The 18,253-nt window shown below is 70.2% G+C and carries 19 protein-coding genes; 13 read left to right on the plus strand and 6 right to left on the minus strand.

The window, feature by feature from the left end:
• Positions 1 to 33: 33 nt before the first annotated feature.
• Complete coding sequence (locus ACFY10_RS20380; RefSeq protein WP_390666543.1) at positions 34 to 1,227, plus strand: acetyl-CoA acetyltransferase; 1,194 nt, start codon at positions 34 to 36, stop codon at positions 1,225 to 1,227.
• Between the two features lie 14 nt (positions 1,228 to 1,241).
• Here ACFY10_RS20380 and ACFY10_RS20385 read toward each other — a convergent pair whose 3' ends face one another.
• Entirely contained in the window at positions 1,242 to 1,595 is a 354-nt protein-coding gene (locus ACFY10_RS20385) for a DUF1330 domain-containing protein (protein ID WP_390666544.1), read from the minus strand.
• Positions 1,596 to 1,881: 286 nt separating this feature from the next.
• On the opposite strand from ACFY10_RS20385, the gene ACFY10_RS20390 reads away from it, so the two are divergent.
• From ACFY10_RS20390 to ACFY10_RS20410, 5 genes are all read left to right on the plus strand, one after another.
• A complete protein-coding gene (locus ACFY10_RS20390; RefSeq protein WP_390666545.1) occupies positions 1,882 to 2,214 on the plus strand; it encodes a type VII secretion target in 333 nt (110 codons plus the stop codon).
• Entirely contained in the window at positions 2,211 to 3,344 is a 1,134-nt protein-coding gene (locus tag ACFY10_RS20395) for a WXG100 family type VII secretion target (protein ID WP_390666546.1), read from the plus strand. The genes ACFY10_RS20390 and ACFY10_RS20395 overlap by 4 nt, the downstream gene beginning before the upstream one ends.
• A 2-nt stretch (positions 3,345 to 3,346) precedes the next feature.
• Positions 3,347 to 3,589: a hypothetical protein gene (locus tag ACFY10_RS20400; protein ID WP_390666547.1), complete on the plus strand. Its 243-nt coding sequence runs from the start codon at positions 3,347 to 3,349 to the stop codon at positions 3,587 to 3,589.
• A 51-nt stretch (positions 3,590 to 3,640) separates the two neighbouring features.
• Complete coding sequence (locus ACFY10_RS20405; protein ID WP_390666548.1) at positions 3,641 to 3,898, plus strand: hypothetical protein; 258 nt, start codon at positions 3,641 to 3,643, stop codon at positions 3,896 to 3,898.
• Positions 3,899 to 3,966: 68 nt separating this feature from the next.
• Positions 3,967 to 4,632, plus strand: coding sequence for a pyridoxal 5'-phosphate synthase (locus ACFY10_RS20410; RefSeq protein ID WP_390666549.1), 666 nt, complete (start codon positions 3,967 to 3,969; stop codon positions 4,630 to 4,632).
• A gap of 12 nt (positions 4,633 to 4,644) precedes the next feature.
• Here the strand turns inward: ACFY10_RS20410 and ACFY10_RS20415 are convergent, their stop codons facing one another.
• Genes ACFY10_RS20415 through ACFY10_RS20430 form a run of 4 tightly spaced genes read right to left on the minus strand, consistent with a single transcriptional unit; the run spans position 4,645 to position 7,066 of the window.
• Positions 4,645 to 5,505, minus strand: a complete 861-nt coding sequence (locus tag ACFY10_RS20415; RefSeq protein ID WP_390666550.1) for a GNAT family N-acetyltransferase — start codon at positions 5,503 to 5,505, stop codon at positions 4,645 to 4,647.
• Between the two features lie 39 nt (positions 5,506 to 5,544).
• Positions 5,545 to 6,198: a GNAT family N-acetyltransferase gene (locus ACFY10_RS20420; RefSeq protein WP_390666551.1), complete on the minus strand. Its 654-nt coding sequence runs from the start codon at positions 6,196 to 6,198 to the stop codon at positions 5,545 to 5,547.
• A gap of 23 nt (positions 6,199 to 6,221) precedes the next feature.
• Positions 6,222 to 6,617, minus strand: a complete 396-nt coding sequence (locus ACFY10_RS20425; protein ID WP_390666552.1) for a Zn-ribbon domain-containing OB-fold protein — start codon at positions 6,615 to 6,617, stop codon at positions 6,222 to 6,224.
• Positions 6,617 to 7,066 carry a DoxX family protein gene (locus ACFY10_RS20430; RefSeq protein ID WP_390666553.1) on the minus strand — a complete coding sequence of 150 codons (450 nt, stop codon included), beginning with the start codon at positions 7,064 to 7,066 and terminating at the stop codon, positions 6,617 to 6,619. Before ACFY10_RS20430 ends, ACFY10_RS20425 begins: the two co-directional genes overlap by 1 nt.
• A gap of 221 nt (positions 7,067 to 7,287) precedes the next feature.
• Here ACFY10_RS20430 and ACFY10_RS20435 point away from each other — a divergent pair, with 221 nt between their 5' ends.
• The 7 genes from ACFY10_RS20435 to ACFY10_RS20465 all read left to right on the plus strand — a co-directional run bounded on the left by ACFY10_RS20435 (position 7,288) and on the right by ACFY10_RS20465 (position 16,784).
• Positions 7,288 to 8,889, plus strand: a complete 1,602-nt coding sequence (locus ACFY10_RS20435) for a subtype B tannase (RefSeq protein WP_390666743.1) — start codon at positions 7,288 to 7,290, stop codon at positions 8,887 to 8,889.
• A 192-nt stretch (positions 8,890 to 9,081) separates the two neighbouring features.
• Complete coding sequence (locus ACFY10_RS20440) at positions 9,082 to 10,275, plus strand: flavin-containing monooxygenase (protein ID WP_390666554.1); 1,194 nt, start codon at positions 9,082 to 9,084, stop codon at positions 10,273 to 10,275.
• A gap of 171 nt (positions 10,276 to 10,446) precedes the next feature.
• Positions 10,447 to 11,958: a flavin monoamine oxidase family protein gene (locus ACFY10_RS20445; protein WP_390666555.1), complete on the plus strand. Its 1,512-nt coding sequence runs from the start codon at positions 10,447 to 10,449 to the stop codon at positions 11,956 to 11,958.
• A gap of 162 nt (positions 11,959 to 12,120) precedes the next feature.
• Entirely contained in the window at positions 12,121 to 14,346 is a 2,226-nt protein-coding gene (locus tag ACFY10_RS20450; RefSeq protein WP_390666556.1) for an acetate--CoA ligase family protein, read from the plus strand.
• A 43-nt stretch (positions 14,347 to 14,389) separates the two neighbouring features.
• The gene (locus ACFY10_RS20455; RefSeq protein ID WP_390666557.1) at positions 14,390 to 15,229 is read left to right on the plus strand and encodes an enoyl-CoA hydratase/isomerase family protein; all 840 of its coding nucleotides are present in this window, start codon (positions 14,390 to 14,392) and stop codon (positions 15,227 to 15,229) included.
• A 42-nt stretch (positions 15,230 to 15,271) separates the two neighbouring features.
• Entirely contained in the window at positions 15,272 to 15,883 is a 612-nt protein-coding gene (locus ACFY10_RS20460) for a flavin reductase family protein (protein WP_390666558.1), read from the plus strand.
• Between the two features lie 124 nt (positions 15,884 to 16,007).
• Positions 16,008 to 16,784: a polysaccharide deacetylase family protein gene (locus ACFY10_RS20465; protein WP_390666559.1), complete on the plus strand. Its 777-nt coding sequence runs from the start codon at positions 16,008 to 16,010 to the stop codon at positions 16,782 to 16,784.
• Between the two features lie 126 nt (positions 16,785 to 16,910).
• Here ACFY10_RS20465 and ACFY10_RS20470 read toward each other — a convergent pair whose 3' ends face one another.
• Complete coding sequence (locus ACFY10_RS20470) at positions 16,911 to 18,224, minus strand: MFS transporter (RefSeq protein ID WP_390666560.1); 1,314 nt, start codon at positions 18,222 to 18,224, stop codon at positions 16,911 to 16,913.
• Positions 18,225 to 18,253: the final 29 nt, after the last annotated feature.

Here is an 18,253-nt window from a genome sequence, read left to right on the forward strand (position 1 = left end):
CGGAACGATATGCACAGGGGCAGGAGGCCGCTCATGACTTCCCGGACGACTTCCCGGACGACTTCACGGAGCCGGAAGGTCGCCGTGGTCGGCGTGGCTCTCTCCGACTGCGGCCGCGTGGACGACGCGACCCCGTACGCCCTGCACGCCCAGGCGGCCCGCCGCGCGCTGGCCGACGCGGGGCTCGCCCGGGAGGTGGTGGACGGCTTCGCGTCGGCGGGCACGGGCACCCTCGCCCCCGTGGAGGTGGCCGAGTACCTGGGCCTGCGCCCCACCTGGGTCGACTCGACGGCGGTCGGAGGCTCGACTTGGGAGGTGATGGCGGCCCACGCCGCGGACGCGATCGCGGCCGGGCATGCAAACGCGGTCCTGCTGGCGTACGGCTCGACGGCCCGCGCGGACATCAAGGCGGGCCGCCGCACGGGAAACCTCTCCTTCGGCTCGCGCGGCCCGCTGCAGTTCGAAGTCCCGTACGGCCACACCCTCGTCGCCAAGTACGCGATGGCGGCCCGCCGCCACATGATCGAACACGGCACGACGATCGAGCAGTTGGCGTCCGTGGCCGTACAGGCGAGGGCGAATGCCGCGCTCAACCCGGACGCGATGTTCCGCACCCCGATCACCGTGGACGAGGTCCTCTCCGGCCCGATGATCGCGGACCCGTTCACGAAGCTGCACTGCTGCATACGTTCCGACGGCGGGGCGGCGGTGCTGCTGGCCGCCGAGGAGTACGTACGGGACTGCCGTACCGCTCCGGTCTGGGTGCTCGGCACCGGGGAGCACGTCTCGCACGCCTCGATGTCCGAGTGGGCCGACTTCACGGTGTCACCGGCGGCGGTGAGCGGGCGGCTGGCGTTCGAGCGGGCCGGGGTCGGGCCCGCGGAGATGGACTTCGCGCAGATCTACGACGCGTTCACGTACATGACGCTGGTGACCCTCGAGGACCTCGGGTTCTGCGCGAAGGGGGAGGGCGGGGCGTTCGTGGAGAAGGGGCGGCTGCGGGTGGCGGGCGGGGAGCTGCCGGTGAACACGGACGGCGGCGGGCTGTCGGCCCAACACCCCGGGATGCGGGGGTTGTTCCTGCTGGTCGAGGCGGTACGGCAGTTGCGGGGTGAGGCCGGGGCGCGGCAGGTCCGGGCGTCGGACGGGGAGTTGCCGCGGCTGGGGGTGGCCTCCGGCACGGGCGGCTGGTTCTGCTCGTCCGGGACGGTGGTGCTGGGCAGGTAGTCAGCCGCGAGGGGCTACTCGGCAGGCAGGGGCAGGGTCTCGCGCATCGCGCGTGCGGTGGAGGCCGGGTCGTAACCCTCGGGAACGCCTTCGACGAGGATGATGTCGCCGTCGATGTGCAGCGACCGCAGCGGGGCGATCTCCTGGTACGCGGGTGAGTCCCACCAGGCCCGCGCCTCGCCGATCCCAGGAAAGCTGATCACCACCACATGCCCGGGCCAGCTGCCCTCCTTCACCTCGTGCTGCGCGGCGTGCACCAGGAAACGGCCGCCGTACGGCTCGAAGGTGTCACTGATGCGCTCGATGTACTCGGCGATCTCCGGGTGCGGGGCGGCTTCCTGCAGGTGACCTATGACGTAGGCGGGCATGGTGTCCTGGTGTCCTTCCGGTCGGTCGGGCTGGTCGGGCTCCGTATGCCGACGATCGTGGCAGGCCGACGCGGCCGGGGTCGATGACCTCACAGGTAAGCGACTGGGCGACCTGGCCAGGAACTGTCGTCACGAGCCCCGTGGCCGGCGACTTCAAGACAGTGGATCTTCTGGGCAAAGGACGCGCCATCTTCGCATCTGGAACCCGCAAACAGCCCTTCCCGGCGGATCACTGCCTCCGGTACTGCTGGTCTCTGCTTGTGTACTCAACAACGGGGGAGCGGGAATGAGCCAGTTCGGTGTCGACCCAGACACGCTGACCGACCTTGCCGGGAAGTTCGACAGGGAGGCGAAGGACCTGGCGAAGCCGATCGACGCCTTCGCGGCGACCGCGTCCGAGATCGGAGAGGCCTTCGGCCTGCTCGGCGCCTGCGACGGTGCGGCGGACAAGTACCAGACGCTGCTGAACAACACCCTCAAGGCCCTCGGGCATCTGCCCGGGGTGTTCACCAGCGACGGCGACCGGCTGCGTCTCAACGCCGGCAACTACAAGGCCTCGGACCAGACCGCCATCGACCACCTCCGCGCCGCGACCCAGCCGGCAGGAGGCCCGGCGTGAGCATCAACAGCTGGATCGACGGCAAGGTTCTGGACATCCTCCAGGCCTTCGGGGTGGAGCTCCCGGGCGGCAACGGCGACACGCTCCGCTCTGTCGCCGGTGCCTGGGACACCATGGGCAACGAGCTGACAGAGGCCGTGCATGCCCTCGACGTCCAGATCCAGGGCGTCGACAAGCAGGGCTGGCACGGTGAGGCCCGCGATGCCTTCGAGAAGCACTGGGCGGAGCAGAAGCGCGTCATCAATGACGTCGCGCACAACTTCCACCAGGTGGCCGACGGGCTGCGGGCGTACGCCGACGAGATCGACAAGATCAACGAGGAGATCATCGACATCTGCGTCGAGATCGCCGAGATGGAGATCGCCGGCGCGGCGCTCTCCTTCTTCACCGGCTTCCTCTCCGACCTCGTCGCGAACACGGCCGTCGCCTCGCGCGTCGCCAAGATCGTCGACCTGGTGAAGCTCTTCACGTCGGCCGCGGAGAAGGTGGCGGCTCTGCTGGAGCGGTTCGGTGCGCTCACTGAGGAAGGGGCGGTGAAGCTGGCGCAGGTGCTCACCAAGGTGGCCGAGTTCAGTGCGAAGTTCCTCACGAAGGGCGCGGAGAGCTTCGTCACGAACTTCGTGGCCGACTCCGGCAGCACGATGCTCAACCAGGCTGTCCACGGCCAGCCCGTGACCGTCGGAGACGATCTTGTCAACGGTGCCTGGGCCGCCGGCGGTACGGCTGTGTTCACCGGGGGCGGCGCGGCGCTCGCGGACAGAGCCGGAATGACCGGGGTAGTCGGCAACATCCTGCGGGGGGACGGCCTGCTCGGCACCACCGTCAACGGCGCGGCAGGCAATGTGGCAGGTGGGCTCACGGCTGACATCGTCAACGATCAGGACGCCTCGACGATGGGCCAGGACGCTCTCACGAACGCCGCAACCGGCGCGTTCGGAAACGCCCAGAACCACGGCGTCAACCACGCCTTGGAGCAGCATGGGAGTCTCGGCGGCGAGAACCTCAGTGACCGGGGCAAGCTTGCCGACAGCGCGTTCAAGAACACCGTGGGGACCACCTTGAACACGGGCGTCTACGCTGCCGGCTCCGGCATCGAGTCGGATGTCCAGGACCTGGCCAAGGACGAGTGAGAGTGGTCGGCGACATGAGACTTGCGGCCACATGGACCCCTAACCCGGACCACCCCGCTACTTGGATCGGCTTCTTCTGGGCGCTTCTCGGGGTTGCCGGGTGCCTGATCGCCATTACCGGCGCCGCTGTGACCGTTGCGCTCTGGCGCGTCAACGGCCGGAAGACGTGGGGCAACTACGTTCTCGGGCCGGTAATTCTCGTGATCGGCCTCGCCATTGCTGCCCTGGGCTTCTGGGCCCAGTGACCGTGCGGCCTTGGGCGACCTGAACCGGATCCAGAAGAAGGCGAGTGATCCGTGCACGATGAGTTCGGGGAGGTGATCCTGGCAGGGGTCGCACACAACAACCCGAACTACGACCCCGGCTGGGTTCCCTTCTTTGCGGCGCTCGTCGTGCTCGCGGGGTGCTTGATCGTCCTTGTCGGTGGAGCCATGTCCATCGGTATCGGTATGCGGGACCTCGTAGGTCGAAGGAAGTGGGCCGGTTACACGATCGGGCCGGTGATCACCACGATCGGCCTTGCTGTCGTCGCCCTTGGCGTGTGGGTGTACTGAGCCGCACGCCCGTGGCCCTGCCGGGGCCGGCAGGGACTGGTGTCGGACCCGCGGGTGATACTCGACCCATGGGAACCGATCTTCACGAGTTGCTGAGGTCGCTGCGGGTGTGGGACCCGGAGGTCACACAGCTGCCGCCCTTCGAGCCGGCGGACGCCCCCGCCGAACCGCTCGCCCTCTTCACGACGTGGTTCGCTGAGGCGGTGGCGGCCGGGCAGCCGGAGCCGCACACCATGTCCCTGGCCACGTCGGACGCGGCGGGTATGCCGGACGTACGGATCGTGATGCTGCACGGCGCCGACGCCGACGGCTGGTCCTTCGCGACGCATGCGACGAGCCGTAAGGGCGGACAGCTGGCGGCTCGGCCGTATGCGGCCCTCGGCTTCTACTGGCCTGTGCTGGGCCGCCAGGTGCGGGTACGCGGACCGGTCACCGCCGCTCCGGCCCAGGAGTCCCAGGGCGACCTGCACGCCCGCTCGACCGGTGCGCTCGCCGCCGCCCTCACCGGGCGCCAGAGTGAAGTCCTGGGGTCTGTGGAGGAGTTGGCGCGGGCGTCCGAGGCCGCCTGGGAGCGGGCCCAGCAGGAGCCCGACGCTCCGGTGCCCTCCTGGACCCTGTACCGGCTCCGGCCGGAAGAGGTGGAGTTCTTCCAGGGGGACGAGCGCAGACGGCATGTACGGCTGAACTACCTTCGCAAGGAAGGGGGTTGGGTCAATGAACTGCTGTGGCCGTAGGCCCGCGGCCCCTCATCCCATGAAGTCGTACACCGCGAAGTCCGCCACCGGCCGATACCCGATCCGCTGGTACAGCGCGTTGCTGGTCGGGTTGGCGAGGTCCGTGAACAGCAGCACCTCGGCCGCGCCGGAGGCGAGCGCGGCCCGGCTGACCTCGGCCGTGACCGCCCCGGCGTAGCCGCGGCCGCGCAGGTGGGGCGGGGTGTAGACGGGAGCCACTCGTATCTGGCCGGCAACCGGCGGCGTCGCTCCGGCCATGGCGAGCGGGGTGCCGTCGGCGTCCTCCCAGAACGTGATCCCGCCGTAGGAGATACGGGCGTCTGCCCACTTCTCCGCGTTCATCATCGCTCCGCCGCCGACCGCTTCGGCGAACTCGCGCTGCCAGCGCACCAGTTGGTCCCGGTCCGCTTCTCCCGCGACCCTCGCCCGCCCCTCCGGCACCGGGCTCGGAGCCGTGAGCGTGCCGAGCCGGTACAGCCGCTGCCGCTCGGCCGGGCTCGAAGTCCCGCCCGTGTGCCGCTCCCAGGCCCGGGCCAGGGCGTCGGCGCTGGAGCGCTCGCCGGTGACTCCGGGGACCGGTCGACCCAGGCCGGCCAGGTGGGCGGCGAGGGAGTCGGCCTCCTCGGGGGTGAGCGGCGTGACGTTCAGCGAGTGGGGAGGGGTGCGGATGTAGGCGGCGCGGACTGCGCCTTCCGACTCCAGTACGCCGAAGTGGGGCGCCTCGGTGCCGTAATAGTGCAGGCCGCGCGTCCGCAGTCCCTCGGTCACCGTCAACGGGACGGTATGCAGGGCGGGGCGGGAACGGAGGAAGCTCCCGGCGCGTGTCAGAAAGGTGTCCAGGTCGTCGGTGCTGTACCAGTCATCGGGACGCATGCTCCATCGTCCCGCGCGCCTCGCCCCGACGCCTTCGAATTACGGGACCTGCGGCTCCGGATCCGTCGCTGTCCGCCCATGCAGATGCACGTCCCGGAACGCGTCGTACCGCCCGGCCTCGAACATCGCGCCCCGCAGCGTCCCCTCGTAACGGAACCCGCACCGCTCGGCGATACGACACGAGCCCTCATGGCCGAGGGCATGGCCGAGCTCCAGCCGGTGCACCCCCAGTTCGGTCAGCGCCCAGCGGGAGGCCACGGCCAGCGCGCGGGTGGCGACCCCTTGCCCCCGGGCCTCGGGCAGCACCCAGTACCCGACACGGGCAACGCTCAGGACGAGGTCGATCGCATTGACGCCGATGTGCCCCAGCACCGTCCCGCTCGCCGCGTCGGTCACGCAGTACGACGCCGCCGACCCGTCCGCCGAGCCCAACGCCTTGGCCCGCAGCGACTCGCGCGCGCCCGCGAGGTCGTCGACCGGCCTGAGCGGTGTGTTCCAGCGCCGGAACTCCGGGTCCGTGAGGCCGCGCAGCCAGGTGGCGACATCGGCGTCCGAGTCCGCGTCCCACTGGCGCAGGCGGAGTCCGTGACCGTGCAGATCAGGAAAGGAAGGGGCAGCGGGAACAGAAGCAACGGGAGCAGGAGCAGGAGCAGGAGAACGTGGGTCGATGTGCTGCGCGTCGACAGAGGTCATCGGCCCATTCAAGCCCGTACGCCTCACTCGCGCGGCCGGAATACCGGCGTCCCCTCCCGGAACGCCACCTCCAGTTCCATCCCCGCCCGGAGCTCACCCGCCCCGCACCCCACCACCTCCGTCATCATCCGCGGCCCCTCCGCGAGGTCGACCACGGCGGCCGTGTAAGGCGTCCGCTCCCCGAAGGGCGGCAGGTCGTTGCGGTGGACGACGGACCAGGTGTAGAGCGCCGCCCGGCCACTCGCCCGCTCCCACTCCACGTCCTCGCTCCAGCAGTGCGGGCAGAACTCGCGCGGGTAGTGGTGGGCCCGCCCGCACGCCCCGCAGCGGCGGATCAGCAGCCTGCCCTCGGCGGCCGCGTCCCAGTAGGTCCGTGTGAAGGCGTCGGCCTCCGGTACGTCGAAACGCGCGCCGGCCATCAGAACAGCCCCAGCGCACTGTCCAGCGACCACGTCTGCCACGACATCCCGAACAGCGCGACCACCGACATCAGCGCCATCATCGAGTTCTGCCCCTGCTCGGCCACCTCGTGGATCATGAGCGTGAAGTAGAGGACGTTCAGCAGCAGCCCTCCGACCAGCGCGATCGGGCTCAGGAACCCGACGACCAGCCCCAGCCCGATCGCCAGCTCCGCGTACACCACCACGTACGCCATGGTCCGCGGGCGTGGCGCCACCATGACCTCGAAGCCGGATCGTACGGCGTTCCAGCGGTGCTTCGCCGCGATGTCGGCCGCCCACTTGATCCCGGTCCCGCGCTCGAACCAGGCCTTGCGGTCCTTGTGCCGCCAGCTTTCCAGCCACCACAGCCCGAGGCCTATGCGCAGCACGGCCAGCCATTCAGCGCCACTGAGCCAGATCGCATCCATGAATCTGACGGTACGTCAGATGGCGGGATCGGGGAAGCGTCGTGCGCCTCCCGCGAACCGGGGAGGGAGCTGTGCGGCCGCCATGAAACTGTGCATCGCCCATGAATGCCGACGGATTGTTGGCAATTTTGTCGGCACGCTGGCTACCTTCGCAGACGCAGCCCAAACACCGAGGGAGTCGAACTGTGAAGCACAGGGCAGTCAAGCGCAGGACCGTTGTGATGGGCATCGGCGCGACCGCCGGCGTCGCCGCGGCCGGGGGCGTCGCCCTCAGCGCGCAGGCATCCAGCGACTCGTCGTCGTCCGCGTCGTCCTCGTCGTCCTCGGACTCGCTGGTCTTCGACCCGGACGGCTACACCAAGCTGACGACGACCGTCACGGACACCGACGGCAACGACCACTCCGTGACGTACCACTTCTGGAAGGCGATCACCTACGTCGCCAAGCCGGTCGACGAGACGTACCAGTCGCTGATCGTCAGCGCCCCGGTCGAGATCGACGGCAGGACGGTCGACCCGACGAACGCGCCGATCCTGTTCGCAAACTCCGTCGGCGGCTACATGCCGTCCTCCGTGGCGGACGCCACCGGGGTCGGCGCCGGGGGCATGACCGGCGGCGGTGGCATGCCGAGCGGCGCGCCCACGGGGAGTGCCGCGCCCAGCGCCTCCGCCTCCAACGCGAACGGCAACACCAACGCCACCGGCGGCGCCACGGCCTCCAACCAGCTCCTGGCGCTGGCCGCCGGGTACGTCGTCGTCGAGCCCGGCGCCCGCGGCCGTACCCTCAAGAACTCCAGCGGCGAGTACTACGGCACCGCCCCGGCCGCGATCGTCGACCTCAAGGCGGCGGTGCGGTACGTGAAGTTCAACAAGGGGCGCATACCCGGCGACGTCGACCGGATCGTGTCGGCAGGCACCAGCGCCGGTGGCGCCCTGTCCTCGCTCCTCGGCGCGTCCGGCGACAGCCCGATCTACGAGAAGTACCTCGCCGAGATCGGCGCCGCCGACGCCTCCGACGCGATCTTCGCCGTCGGCGCCTGGTGCCCGATCACCGACCTGGAGCACGCCGACGGCGCGTACGAGTGGAACTGGGGCTCCAACGTCACCCAGTCCACCGGCAAGGTCGTCGACCAGACGGTGTCGAAGGACCTGCAGGCGCAGTTCGCCGAGTACCAGGCATCGCTGAAGCTGCGCGGCCTCAGCCGCTTCGGCGCGCTCACCGCCCGCAACTACGACGAGTACCTGGTCAAGCAGTACCTGGAGCCGTCGGCGACCAAGTACCTGACCGACCTGTCGGACTCGGACCGTACGACCTATCTCGCCAAGAACACCTTCATCAACTGGTCGGGCGGCAAGGCCACCTTCGCCTGGGACGACTTCCTCACCCACGTGGGCGCCCGCAAGAAGACCACCCCGGCCTTCGACGCCTTCGACCTGTCCGCCGGCGAGAACAACCTGTTCGGCGCGGGCACCACCGCGAACCGCCACTTCACGGCGTACGGCGCCAAGAACGACACCACGGGGCTCAGCAGCAAGCGGGTCGCGAGCGACATCCCCGAGAAGCTGCACCTGATGAACCCGATGTACCACCTGGTGGAGAAGGTCAACGGGCGGCGCTCGAAGCACTGGTGGATCCGCCTCGGCACCAACGACTCCGACACCTCGCACGTCATCTCCGCCAACCTCGCCGCCGCCGCGAACGGCCTGGGCGACGAGGTCAACCACCTCTACTACTGGGACCAGGGCCACGGCGCGAACACCGACCCGGGCGACTTCATCACCTGGATCGCCAAGGTGACGGGCCACAAGGCCAAGAGGAAGTAGGCAGAAGCAGACAGCGGGGCCGCCTGGGCGCCACATGCCCCCGGAGGAGCGGGCGGGTGCTCGCCAAATGGCCACAACCAGGTGGCCTACGTCACGCATCCCACCCACTCCTCCTACAGGCGTGATCAATCCGAAACCAATTCCGGGCTTGACCGAGACCCATCAACCCGGTGCGTGATTACGCTCCCGCACATGGCCGACTCCTCTCCGTCCGCAAGCCCCTCGGACCGCCACCGCCCCGTCTACGTCATCGGCGGCGGCCCGGCCGGGCTCTCCGCCGCATACGCGCTGCGGGCCCGGGGCATACGCGCCGTCGTCCTGGAGAAGTCCGACCGCGTGGGTGCGCCCTGGCGACGGCACTACGACCGCCTCCACCTGCACACCACCCGCCGCCTCTCGGCCCTCCCCGGGCTGCCGATACCGCGCCGGTTCGGGCGGTGGGTGGCCCGGGACGACGTGGTGCGGTACCTGGAGAAGTACGCCGAGGTGCACGCACTGGAGATCGTCACCGGCGTCGAGGTCTCCCACGTGGAACGCACACCCGACGGCGAGGGCTGGCTGCTGCACGCCACGGGCGGCCGCGAACTGACCGGCGCCGCGGTGGTCGTCGCCACCGGCTACAACCACACGCCGTACGTCCCCGACTGGGCCGGACTCGACACCTACACCGGCGACTTCCTGCACGCCGGCGACTACCGCAGCCCAGCGCCCTACGCCGGCCGTGACGTCCTCGTCGTCGGCGTCGGCAACACCGGTGCCGAGATCGCCGTGGACCTGGTGGAGGGCGGCGCCTCGCGGGTGCGGCTGTCGGTGCGGACGGCTCCGCACATCGTGCGGCGCTCGACCGCCGGGTGGGCCGCCCAGTACACGGGCGTGCTGGTACGGCGGCTGCCGACCGGGGTCGTCGACCGGCTCGCGCGGCCGATGGCGAAACTGAGCGTCCCCGATCTCTCCGCGCAGGGGCTGCCCCGCCCCGACACCGGGCTGTACAGCCGGGCCAAGGAGGGCGCCATCCCGGTCCAGGACGTCGGTCTCATCGACGCCGTCCGCAAGGGGCGCATCGAGGTCGTCGCCGCCGTCGACGGCTTCGAGGACGGCAAGGTCGTCCTCGCCGACGGCACCCGCATCTCCCCGGAGGCCGTCGTCGCCGCCACCGGATACGTCCGCGCCCTGGAAGGCCTGGTCGGCCACCTCGACGTGCTCGACGCACAGGGAAGACCCGTGGCGCACGGCGCCCGCACCCCGCAGAACGCCCCCGGCCTGTACTTCACCGGCTTCACCACCCCCATCAGCGGCACCCTCCGCGAGGTGGCGATGGACTCCGAGAAGATCGCGAAGGTCATCGTGAAGAACGGCGCGGACGCGCTGTCCCGACTGCCCGGGTGACGTAGAAACCCTCAGCTCCCTGCCCCCCTTTCGACTCAACTCCCTTCAGTAGAACTCTCGTTACGCGTGGGTCAGATGTGACGGGAGCGTTGAAGCGTGCCGCCGCGCGGGGCCAGAATGTGAATCCTGCTCACCTTTCTGGCTCCACCGACTTCTCTCCCCCGACGGAGGATGCACGTGGCACGCGAAAGACAGCACCAACCCCAAGCCCTCTCCCGACGCTCCCTGCTCGGCGGTGCCGCCGCGGCTGCCGGAGCCGTCACCCTCACCGGCACCGCCGCCGGTACGGCGTCCGCCGCGACCACGCGTGATGTGGACGTCGCCGTCGTCGGCGGCGGGCTCGCCGGGCTGACGACGGCCCGCGACCTGGTGGCGGCCGGCAAGACCGTGGCCGTCCTGGAGGCCCGTGACCGCGTGGGCGGCCGGGTCGTCAACCTGTCCCTGGCCAACGGCGGATTCACCGAGGGCGGCGGCGAGTTCATCGGCCCCACCCAGGACCGCATCAAGGCCCTCGCCGACTCCCTGGGCGTGGCGACCTTCACGACCTACAACACAGGCAAGAACCTCCTCTACAAGGACGGCACGAAAACCCCTTACGCCACCGACGGCATCCTCGGCTCGGTCCCGCCCGTCGACGTGGCCGGGCTCGCCAACGCCGCGGTCGTGCAGGCGTCGCTGGACGACATGGCCAAGCAGGTCCCGGTCGACGCGCCCTGGACCGCCGCGAAGGCCGCCGAGTGGGACAAGCAGACCTTCGAGAGCTGGCTGAACGCCAACGCGGTCATCCCCTCGGCCAAGTTCCTGCTCGACGTGGCGACCACCTCGATCTTCTCGGCCCAGCCCCGTGAACTCTCCCTCCTCTTCGTGCTCTTCTACATCGCCGCCGCCGGCAACGAGTCCAACGCCGGCACCCTGGAACGCCTCACCGACACCGCGAACGGCGCCCAGGAGTCCCGCTTCGTCGGCGGCTCCCAGCAGGTGCCGATCAAGCTGGCCGCCAAGCTCGGCGACCGGGTGGTGCTGAGCGCGCCGGTGCGGTCGGTCGTGCAGTCCGGCGGCAAGTACGTGGTGACCGCGGACGGGGTGACGGTGACGGCCAGGAAGGTCGTCGTCGCCGTACCGCCGCCGCTGGCTGCGCGCATCACCTTCGACCCGTTGCTGCCGGCCTCGCGGGACCAGCTGAGCCAGCGGCTGCCGATGGGCTCGATCGGCAAGGCGATCGCGGTCTACGACACCCCCTTCTGGCGGGCCGACGGCCTCAACGGCCAGGTCGTCAGCGACTCCGGCGTAGTCCGCTCGACGTTCGACAACTCACCGCCCGACGCCTCCTACGGCGCCCTGATGGGCTTCATCGAGGCCGACGAGATGCGGGCATACGACGCGTCGAGCGTGGCCGAGGTCAAGGCCGCCGTCCTCAAGGACTACGCCAACTACTTCGGCGACAAGGCCAAGTCACCCACCTCCTTCGTACTGCAGCGCTGGAACAACGAGGGCTTCTCCCGCGGCGGCCCGGTCGCCTACGCGCCGCCCGGCGTCCTGACCGAGTACGGCGCCGCCCTGCGGGCGCCGGTCGGCGGCATCCACTGGGCGGGCACCGAGACCTCCACGTACTGGAACGGGTACATGGACGGGGCCGTGCGGTCGGGGGAACGGGTGGCCAAGGAGGTCCTCGCGGAGCTGTGAGGAGCCCCGCCGGGGTTGATCGGCCTCCGGTTCGACTCTGCGTGCCGGTTCAACTCTGCGTGCCCGTTCAACTTTGCGTGCACACCCGTTCCTGACATCGCGTCAGTTCAGTAATCTGACAGTGCGTCAGTTATTGGCTGTCTCAGAGGAGCGGGCGGACCGATGCTTGGATCAACCCACGGCACCCTCACCACCGACTCCCGCCGGGCCCGGGTCATCGCCTGTGGCGAGCAACCCGGGCCCGCCGTCCACGGCAGGCCCGCCGAGGTCGACGACCTCGACGTCAGCGGCCTGCCCCTGTACGCCGACGTACCCGATCTGGACCGGTTCTTCCGGCCGGAGTCCGTCGCCGTGGTCGGCGCCTCGGACACCGAGGGGCGGCCCAACACCGGTATCACCCGGCAGCTGGTGGCCTGGGCCGAGCGGGTCGGGGCACGGCTCCACCCCGTCCACCCGAGCCGCCCGTCCGTGTTCGGCATACCCTGCTCCCCTTCCGTCGCCGGCCTGCCCGAGCAGGTCGATCTCGCCGTACTGCTGGTCGCCGATCCCCTTCCCGTGCTCGAGGAACTGGCCGAGGCCAAGGTGAAGTTCGCGGTCGTCTTCGCCTCCGGGTTCGCGGAGACCGGTGCGGAGGGCGCGGCCGCACAGGAGCGTCTGGCGGTGGCCGTGCGCCGCTCCGGGATGCGGATGCTCGGCCCCAACACCAACCTCAACGCCTTCGAGCGGTTCCGGGACGACCTCGACGGACCGGCCATCGCGCTCATCACCCAGTCCGGCCACCAGGGCCGCCCCGTCTTCGCCCTCCAGGAACTCGGCATCCGGCTCTCCCACTGGGCACCCACCGGCAACGAGGCCGATCTGGAGACCGCCGACTTCATCTCCTACTTCGCCGAGCGGCCCGAGGTCGGCGCCATCGCCTGCTACGTCGAGGGCCTGAAGGACGGCCGGTCCTTCCTGCTCGCCGCCGACCGGGCCGCCCGGCGCGGGGTGCCGGTCGTCGCCGTCAAGGTCGGCCGCACCGAGACCGGCGCCCGCACGGCCGCCTCACACACCGGCAAGCTGACCGGCGCGGACACGGTGGTGGACGCGGCGATGCGGCAGTTCGGGGTGGTGCGGGTGGACGGACTCGACGAACTCCAGGACACCGCCGCCCTGTTGGCCCGCGCCCGGCCTCCGCGCGCGGAAGGCGTCGTCGTCTATTCGATCTCGGGCGGCACGGGCGCGCACTTCGCCGACCTGGCGACCGAGGCCGGGCTCACCCTGCCGGTGCTGTCCGAGGCCAGGCAGACCGAACTGCACCAGTGGATACCCGAGTACCTGAGCGTGGCCAACCCGGTCGACAACGGCGGACATCCGGTCGGCGACTGGCGCGGCCGGAAGATCATCGACTCGATCCTGGACGACCCCGACGTAGGCGTCCTGATCTGCCCGGTCACCGGCCCGTTCCCTCCCCTCAGCGACCGCCTCGTCCAGGACCTGGTGGACGCGGCCGAGCGGACGGACAAGCTGGTCTGCGTGGTGTGGGGCTCTCCGGTCGGCACCGAGCCGGCCTACCGCGAGGTCCTCCTCGGCTCCTCCCGGGTGGCCACCTTCCGCACCGTCGCGAACTGCATCACCGCCGTCCGCGCCTACCTCGACCACCACCGCTTCGTCGCCCGCTACCGCTCCCCCTTCGACGAGGCCCCCCGCACGACCTCGCCCTCCTTCCGCAAGGCGCAGGCACTGATGCGCCCGGGCCAGCAGCTGAGCGAACACGCGGCGAAGCAGCTGCTGCGGGCGTACGGAATCCGCGTACCGCGCGAGCAGTTGGTGACCAGCGCGGCAGCGGCCGTACGCGCGGCGGGCCTGGTGGGCTACCCGGTCGTGATGAAGGCGTCCGGTGCGCAGATCGCCCACAAGACCGAGCTGGGGCTGGTCAAGATCGAGCTCACTTCCGCCAGCCAGGTCCGGGACGCCTACCGGGAGTTGACCGACATCGCGCGCTACGAGGGTGTCTGTCTGGACGGCGTCCTCGTGTGCCAGATGGTCGAGCGGGGCGTGGAGATGGTCGTCGGCGTCGCGCACGACGAGCTGTTCGGTCCGACCGTGACCGTCGGGCTCGGCGGGGTGCTGGTCGAGGTGCTGCACGACGTCGCCGTACGCGTGCCGCCCTTCGGCGAGGAGCAGGCGCGGGACATGCTCTCCGATCTGCGCGGGCGGGCTCTGCTCGACGGGGTCCGGGGGCGTCCCCCGGCCGACCTCGACGCGCTGGTCGAAGTCGTCCTGCGGGTGCAGCGCATGGCGCTGGAGCTCGGGGACGACCTCGCGGAGCTCGACATCAACCCGCTGATGGTGCTGCCCAGGGGGCAGGGAGCCGTCGCGCTGGACGCGTTGGCGGTGTGTCGCTGAGATGGCCGGTGACATGGCAGCTGACACGGCAGCTGAGATGAACATGCCCAATACCCCCCGTACTGGCGCGAACGATTCCGAGCCGGAAATTTCCGCTGAGTCATTGGTACAGCACGCCACTGACAACCAGGTCTGCCGCATCACCCTCAACCGCCCCGAAGCTCTCAACGCCATCACCCCTGACCAGCGGGAACGCATCATCCGGCTGCTCGGCGACGCCTCCGCCGACCCGGACGTACGAGCCGTGGTCATCACCGGAACCGGGCGCGGATTCTGCGCGGGAGCCGATCTGCGGGGCGGCGCGGGAGCAGGTGAACGGGTCGCCGGCGACGTCGCCCGCATGCTCCGCCTGGGCGCCCAGCGTCTGATCGCGGCCGTCCTCGACTGCGAGAAGCCGGTGCTGGCCGCTGTGAACGGCACGGCGGCCGGGCTCGGCGCGCATCTCGCGCTCGCCTGCGATCTCGTACTGGCCGCGGAATCGGCCAGGTTCATCGAGGTGTTCGTGCGCCGCGGGCTCGTACCCGACGGCGGGGGTGCCTATCTCCTCCCCCGTCTGGTCGGCCCCCAGCGCGCCAAGGAGCTGATGTTCTTCGGCGACGCGCTGTCCGCGGCCGACGCCGAACGCCTGGGACTGGTCAACCGGGTCGTCCCGGACGCCGAGTTGGACAAGACGGCCCGCGAGTGGGCGGCCCGGCTCGCCACCGGCCCCACCCGCGCCCTCGCCTTCACCAAGCAGCTCGTCAACACCTCCCTCGACACCGACCGCGCCACCGCCTTCGCCGCCGAGGCGGCCGCGCAGGAGATCAACATGACGACGGCGGACGCACGGGAAGGGGTAGCGGCGTTCGCGGAACGCCGAGCCGCAGAGTTCCGAGGTCGATGACCCTTCCCATCTGACGAACCGTCAGCTTCAATGGAAGGCGTGATGGGACACGCAGGGGCGGCTGCCGCCGCCGTCCGTTACCTCAGGTCGGCCGGGGCCCCGGCCCCCGTCGAAGCGCTGCCGCGCCCGGAGCTGCGGTGCGTCGGCGCGGACGAGCGCGCGCCGGTCGACCAGACCGAGTTCCGGCGTGTCCTCGGCAACTTCGCGACGGGCGTCACCGTCGTCACCGCACCCGCCGCCGACGGCGAGGACGGTCCGGCCGGCTTCGCCTGCCAGTCCTTCTCGTCCCTCTCCCTCGACCCGCCGCTGGTCGCCTTCATGGTCGGCCGTACGTCCACGACCTGGCCGCGTATCGCCCGCGCGGGCGTCTTCTGTGTCAACGTCCTGGGCGCCCACCAGGACGCCCTGTGCCGCGCCTTCGCCGTGAGCGGCGCGGACAAGTTCACGGGGGTCGCGTACGACCCGGCACCGGTCTCCGGCTCACCGCGGCTGGCCGGTGCGCCCGCGTGGATCGACTGCACCATCCACGCGGTGCACACGGGCGGCGACCACCTGATCGTGGTGGGGCGCGTCGAGGCCCTCGGTGCCGGGGCCGCCTGCGACGAACCGCTGATCTTCCATCGGGGGCGGTTCGGGCGGCTGACTGACGGCTGAGCCGACGCACTTCGCATCGCGGCAATGTCCCGCAGACTGGCTTGAAACGCCCTGCACACACGTGTCCTGCCTCACTATCGAGGCCGCTGGGCAACCCTTCCGGCGCTGAAATCTTCTCCTTGGGATGAAGATCCTGAAGAGACGGCCTCGCCTACTCATACTCATAACCCTGGCCGTGGTGGCGGCCGTGACGGTGACCGTCGCCATGGTCATCCAGGCGAACAAGATGGAGACGATCTCCCCGCGCGAGCAACGTGACCGGGCCGCGTCCGGAGCAGTCGTACCGTCGGGGCAGGTGGACTGCCGGAAGGTCAAGTGCATCGCGCTCACCTTCGACGGCAACCCGGGCGAACCCACCGACCGGCTGATGGACCTCCTGAAGGAGTACAAGGCGCCGTCGACGTTCTTCCTCGAGGGCCGGCGCATCCACAAGTTCCCGGATGTGGTGCGCCGGATCGCCAAGGACGGCCACGAGATCGGGGACCACACCTGGACGCACGCGGTGCTGACCGATGTCTCTGATGCGCAGATCCGCGACGAGCTGCGCCGCACGGCACGGGCCATCTCCGGCATCACCGGCAGCGAGCCGACGCTGATGCGCCCGCCCCAGGGCCGCACCGACGACCGCGTCTCCAAGGTCTCGAAAGAAATGGGGATGGCGCAGGTGCTGTGGACGGTGACCGCGAAGGACTACGAGACGGACGACACCGCGCTGATCACCAAGCGCGTGCTCGCGGGCGCCGACCGCGACGGGATCATCCTGCTCCACCCGCTGCACAAGGGCACCGTGCCGGCCATGCCTTCCATCCTGAAGGCGCTCAGCAAGCAGGGCTACACCTTCGTGACCGTCTCCCAGCTGCTCGCTCCGTCCAAGGCCGAGCCCGGCAAGATCTACAGGTGACTGACTGAGGCGCGAGGCGTCCGCCTCCTTGGGCCCCTTCGGTAGCAGGCGACTGCCCGTCACCGGAAGCCTTCGGTGCGGGTGAGGACGAGCCGGGGTCGTCGTCGAGGTGTTGAGCGGATCCGGTCAGGACACGGCCAGGGCAGGGACCGCCTGCCTCCGCCGGATCACCAGCGCCATCAGCGCCGCCACCGCGCACAGCGCACCGGACGCGTACCAGACCATGTCGTACGAGCCGAAGACGTCACGCGCGACGCCGCCCAGGAAGGCGACCAGTGCGGCGCCGACCTGGTGGGAGGCGAGGACCCAGCCGAAGACGATCGCGCTGTCGTCGCCGTACTGCTCGCGGCACAGGGCGACGGTCGGCGGGACGGTGGCGACCCAGTCGAGGCCGTAGAAGACGATGAAGAACAGCATCGGCGGGTGGACGCTCGGGGCCAGGAGCATGGGCAGGAAGAGGAGCGAGATGCCGCGCAGGGCGTAGTAGACCGCCAGCAGTCGGCGCGGTTCGAAGCGGTCCGTGAACCAGCCGGAGGCGATCGTGCCGACCACGTCGAACACGCCGATGACCGCGAGCAGCGAGGCCGCCGCCGTGACGGGCATGCCGTGGTCGTGGGCGGCGGGCACGAAGTGGGTCTGGACCAGGCCGTTGGTGGAGGCACCGCAGATCGCGAAGGTGCCGGCCAGCAGCCAGAAGGTGCCGGTGCGGGACGCCGAGAACAGCACGGTCACGGCTCGGCGGGCGGCCCCGACCGCGGGCTCCGGCTTCGGTACGAACTCCTTGGCGCCGTACGGCTTCAGGCCCACGTCCGCCGGGTGGTCGCGCAGCAGCAGCCAGACGAGGGGGACGACCGCGAGGGCGGCGAGGGCCACCGTGGCGACCGCCGGCCGCCAGTTGTGGTTCGCGACGATCCAGGACAGCAGCGGCAGGAAGATCAGCTGGCCGGAGGCCGAGGCGGCGGTGAGGATGCCGGTGACCAGGCCGCGCCGCTCCGTGAACCACCGGTTGGTGACCGTCGCGGCGAAGGCGAGGGCCATCGACCCGGACCCCAGGCCGACCAGCAGACCCCAGCAGAGCAGGAGCTGCCAAGCCGCCGTCATCCACCAGGTCAGACCCGAGCCGAGCGCGATCACTGTCAGAGCGACCGCCACCACCCGCCGGATACCGAAACGGTCCATCAGCGCTGCCGCGAAGGGGGCGGTGAGGCCGTAGAGAGCGAGGTTGATGGAGACCGCGGCACCGATCGTGCCGCGCGACCAGCCGAACTGTTGGTTCAGCGGGTCGATGAGCAGTCCGGGCAGGGAACGGAAGGCGGCCGCGCCGATGATCGTCACAAAAGTGACGGCGGCGACGAACCACGCCCGATGGATACGGATGCGAGGGGATCGCCCGGACTCGGGGGCCGTTTCGACCGCTGCGGGTTCGGTTGTCTGGGTCACGACATAGAGCATCCAGGCCGGAACCGAGC

Origin of the sequence: Streptomyces sp. NPDC001401 (assembly GCF_042895385.1) — a bacterium.
Lineage (GTDB): Bacteria > Actinomycetota > Actinomycetes > Streptomycetales > Streptomycetaceae > Streptomyces.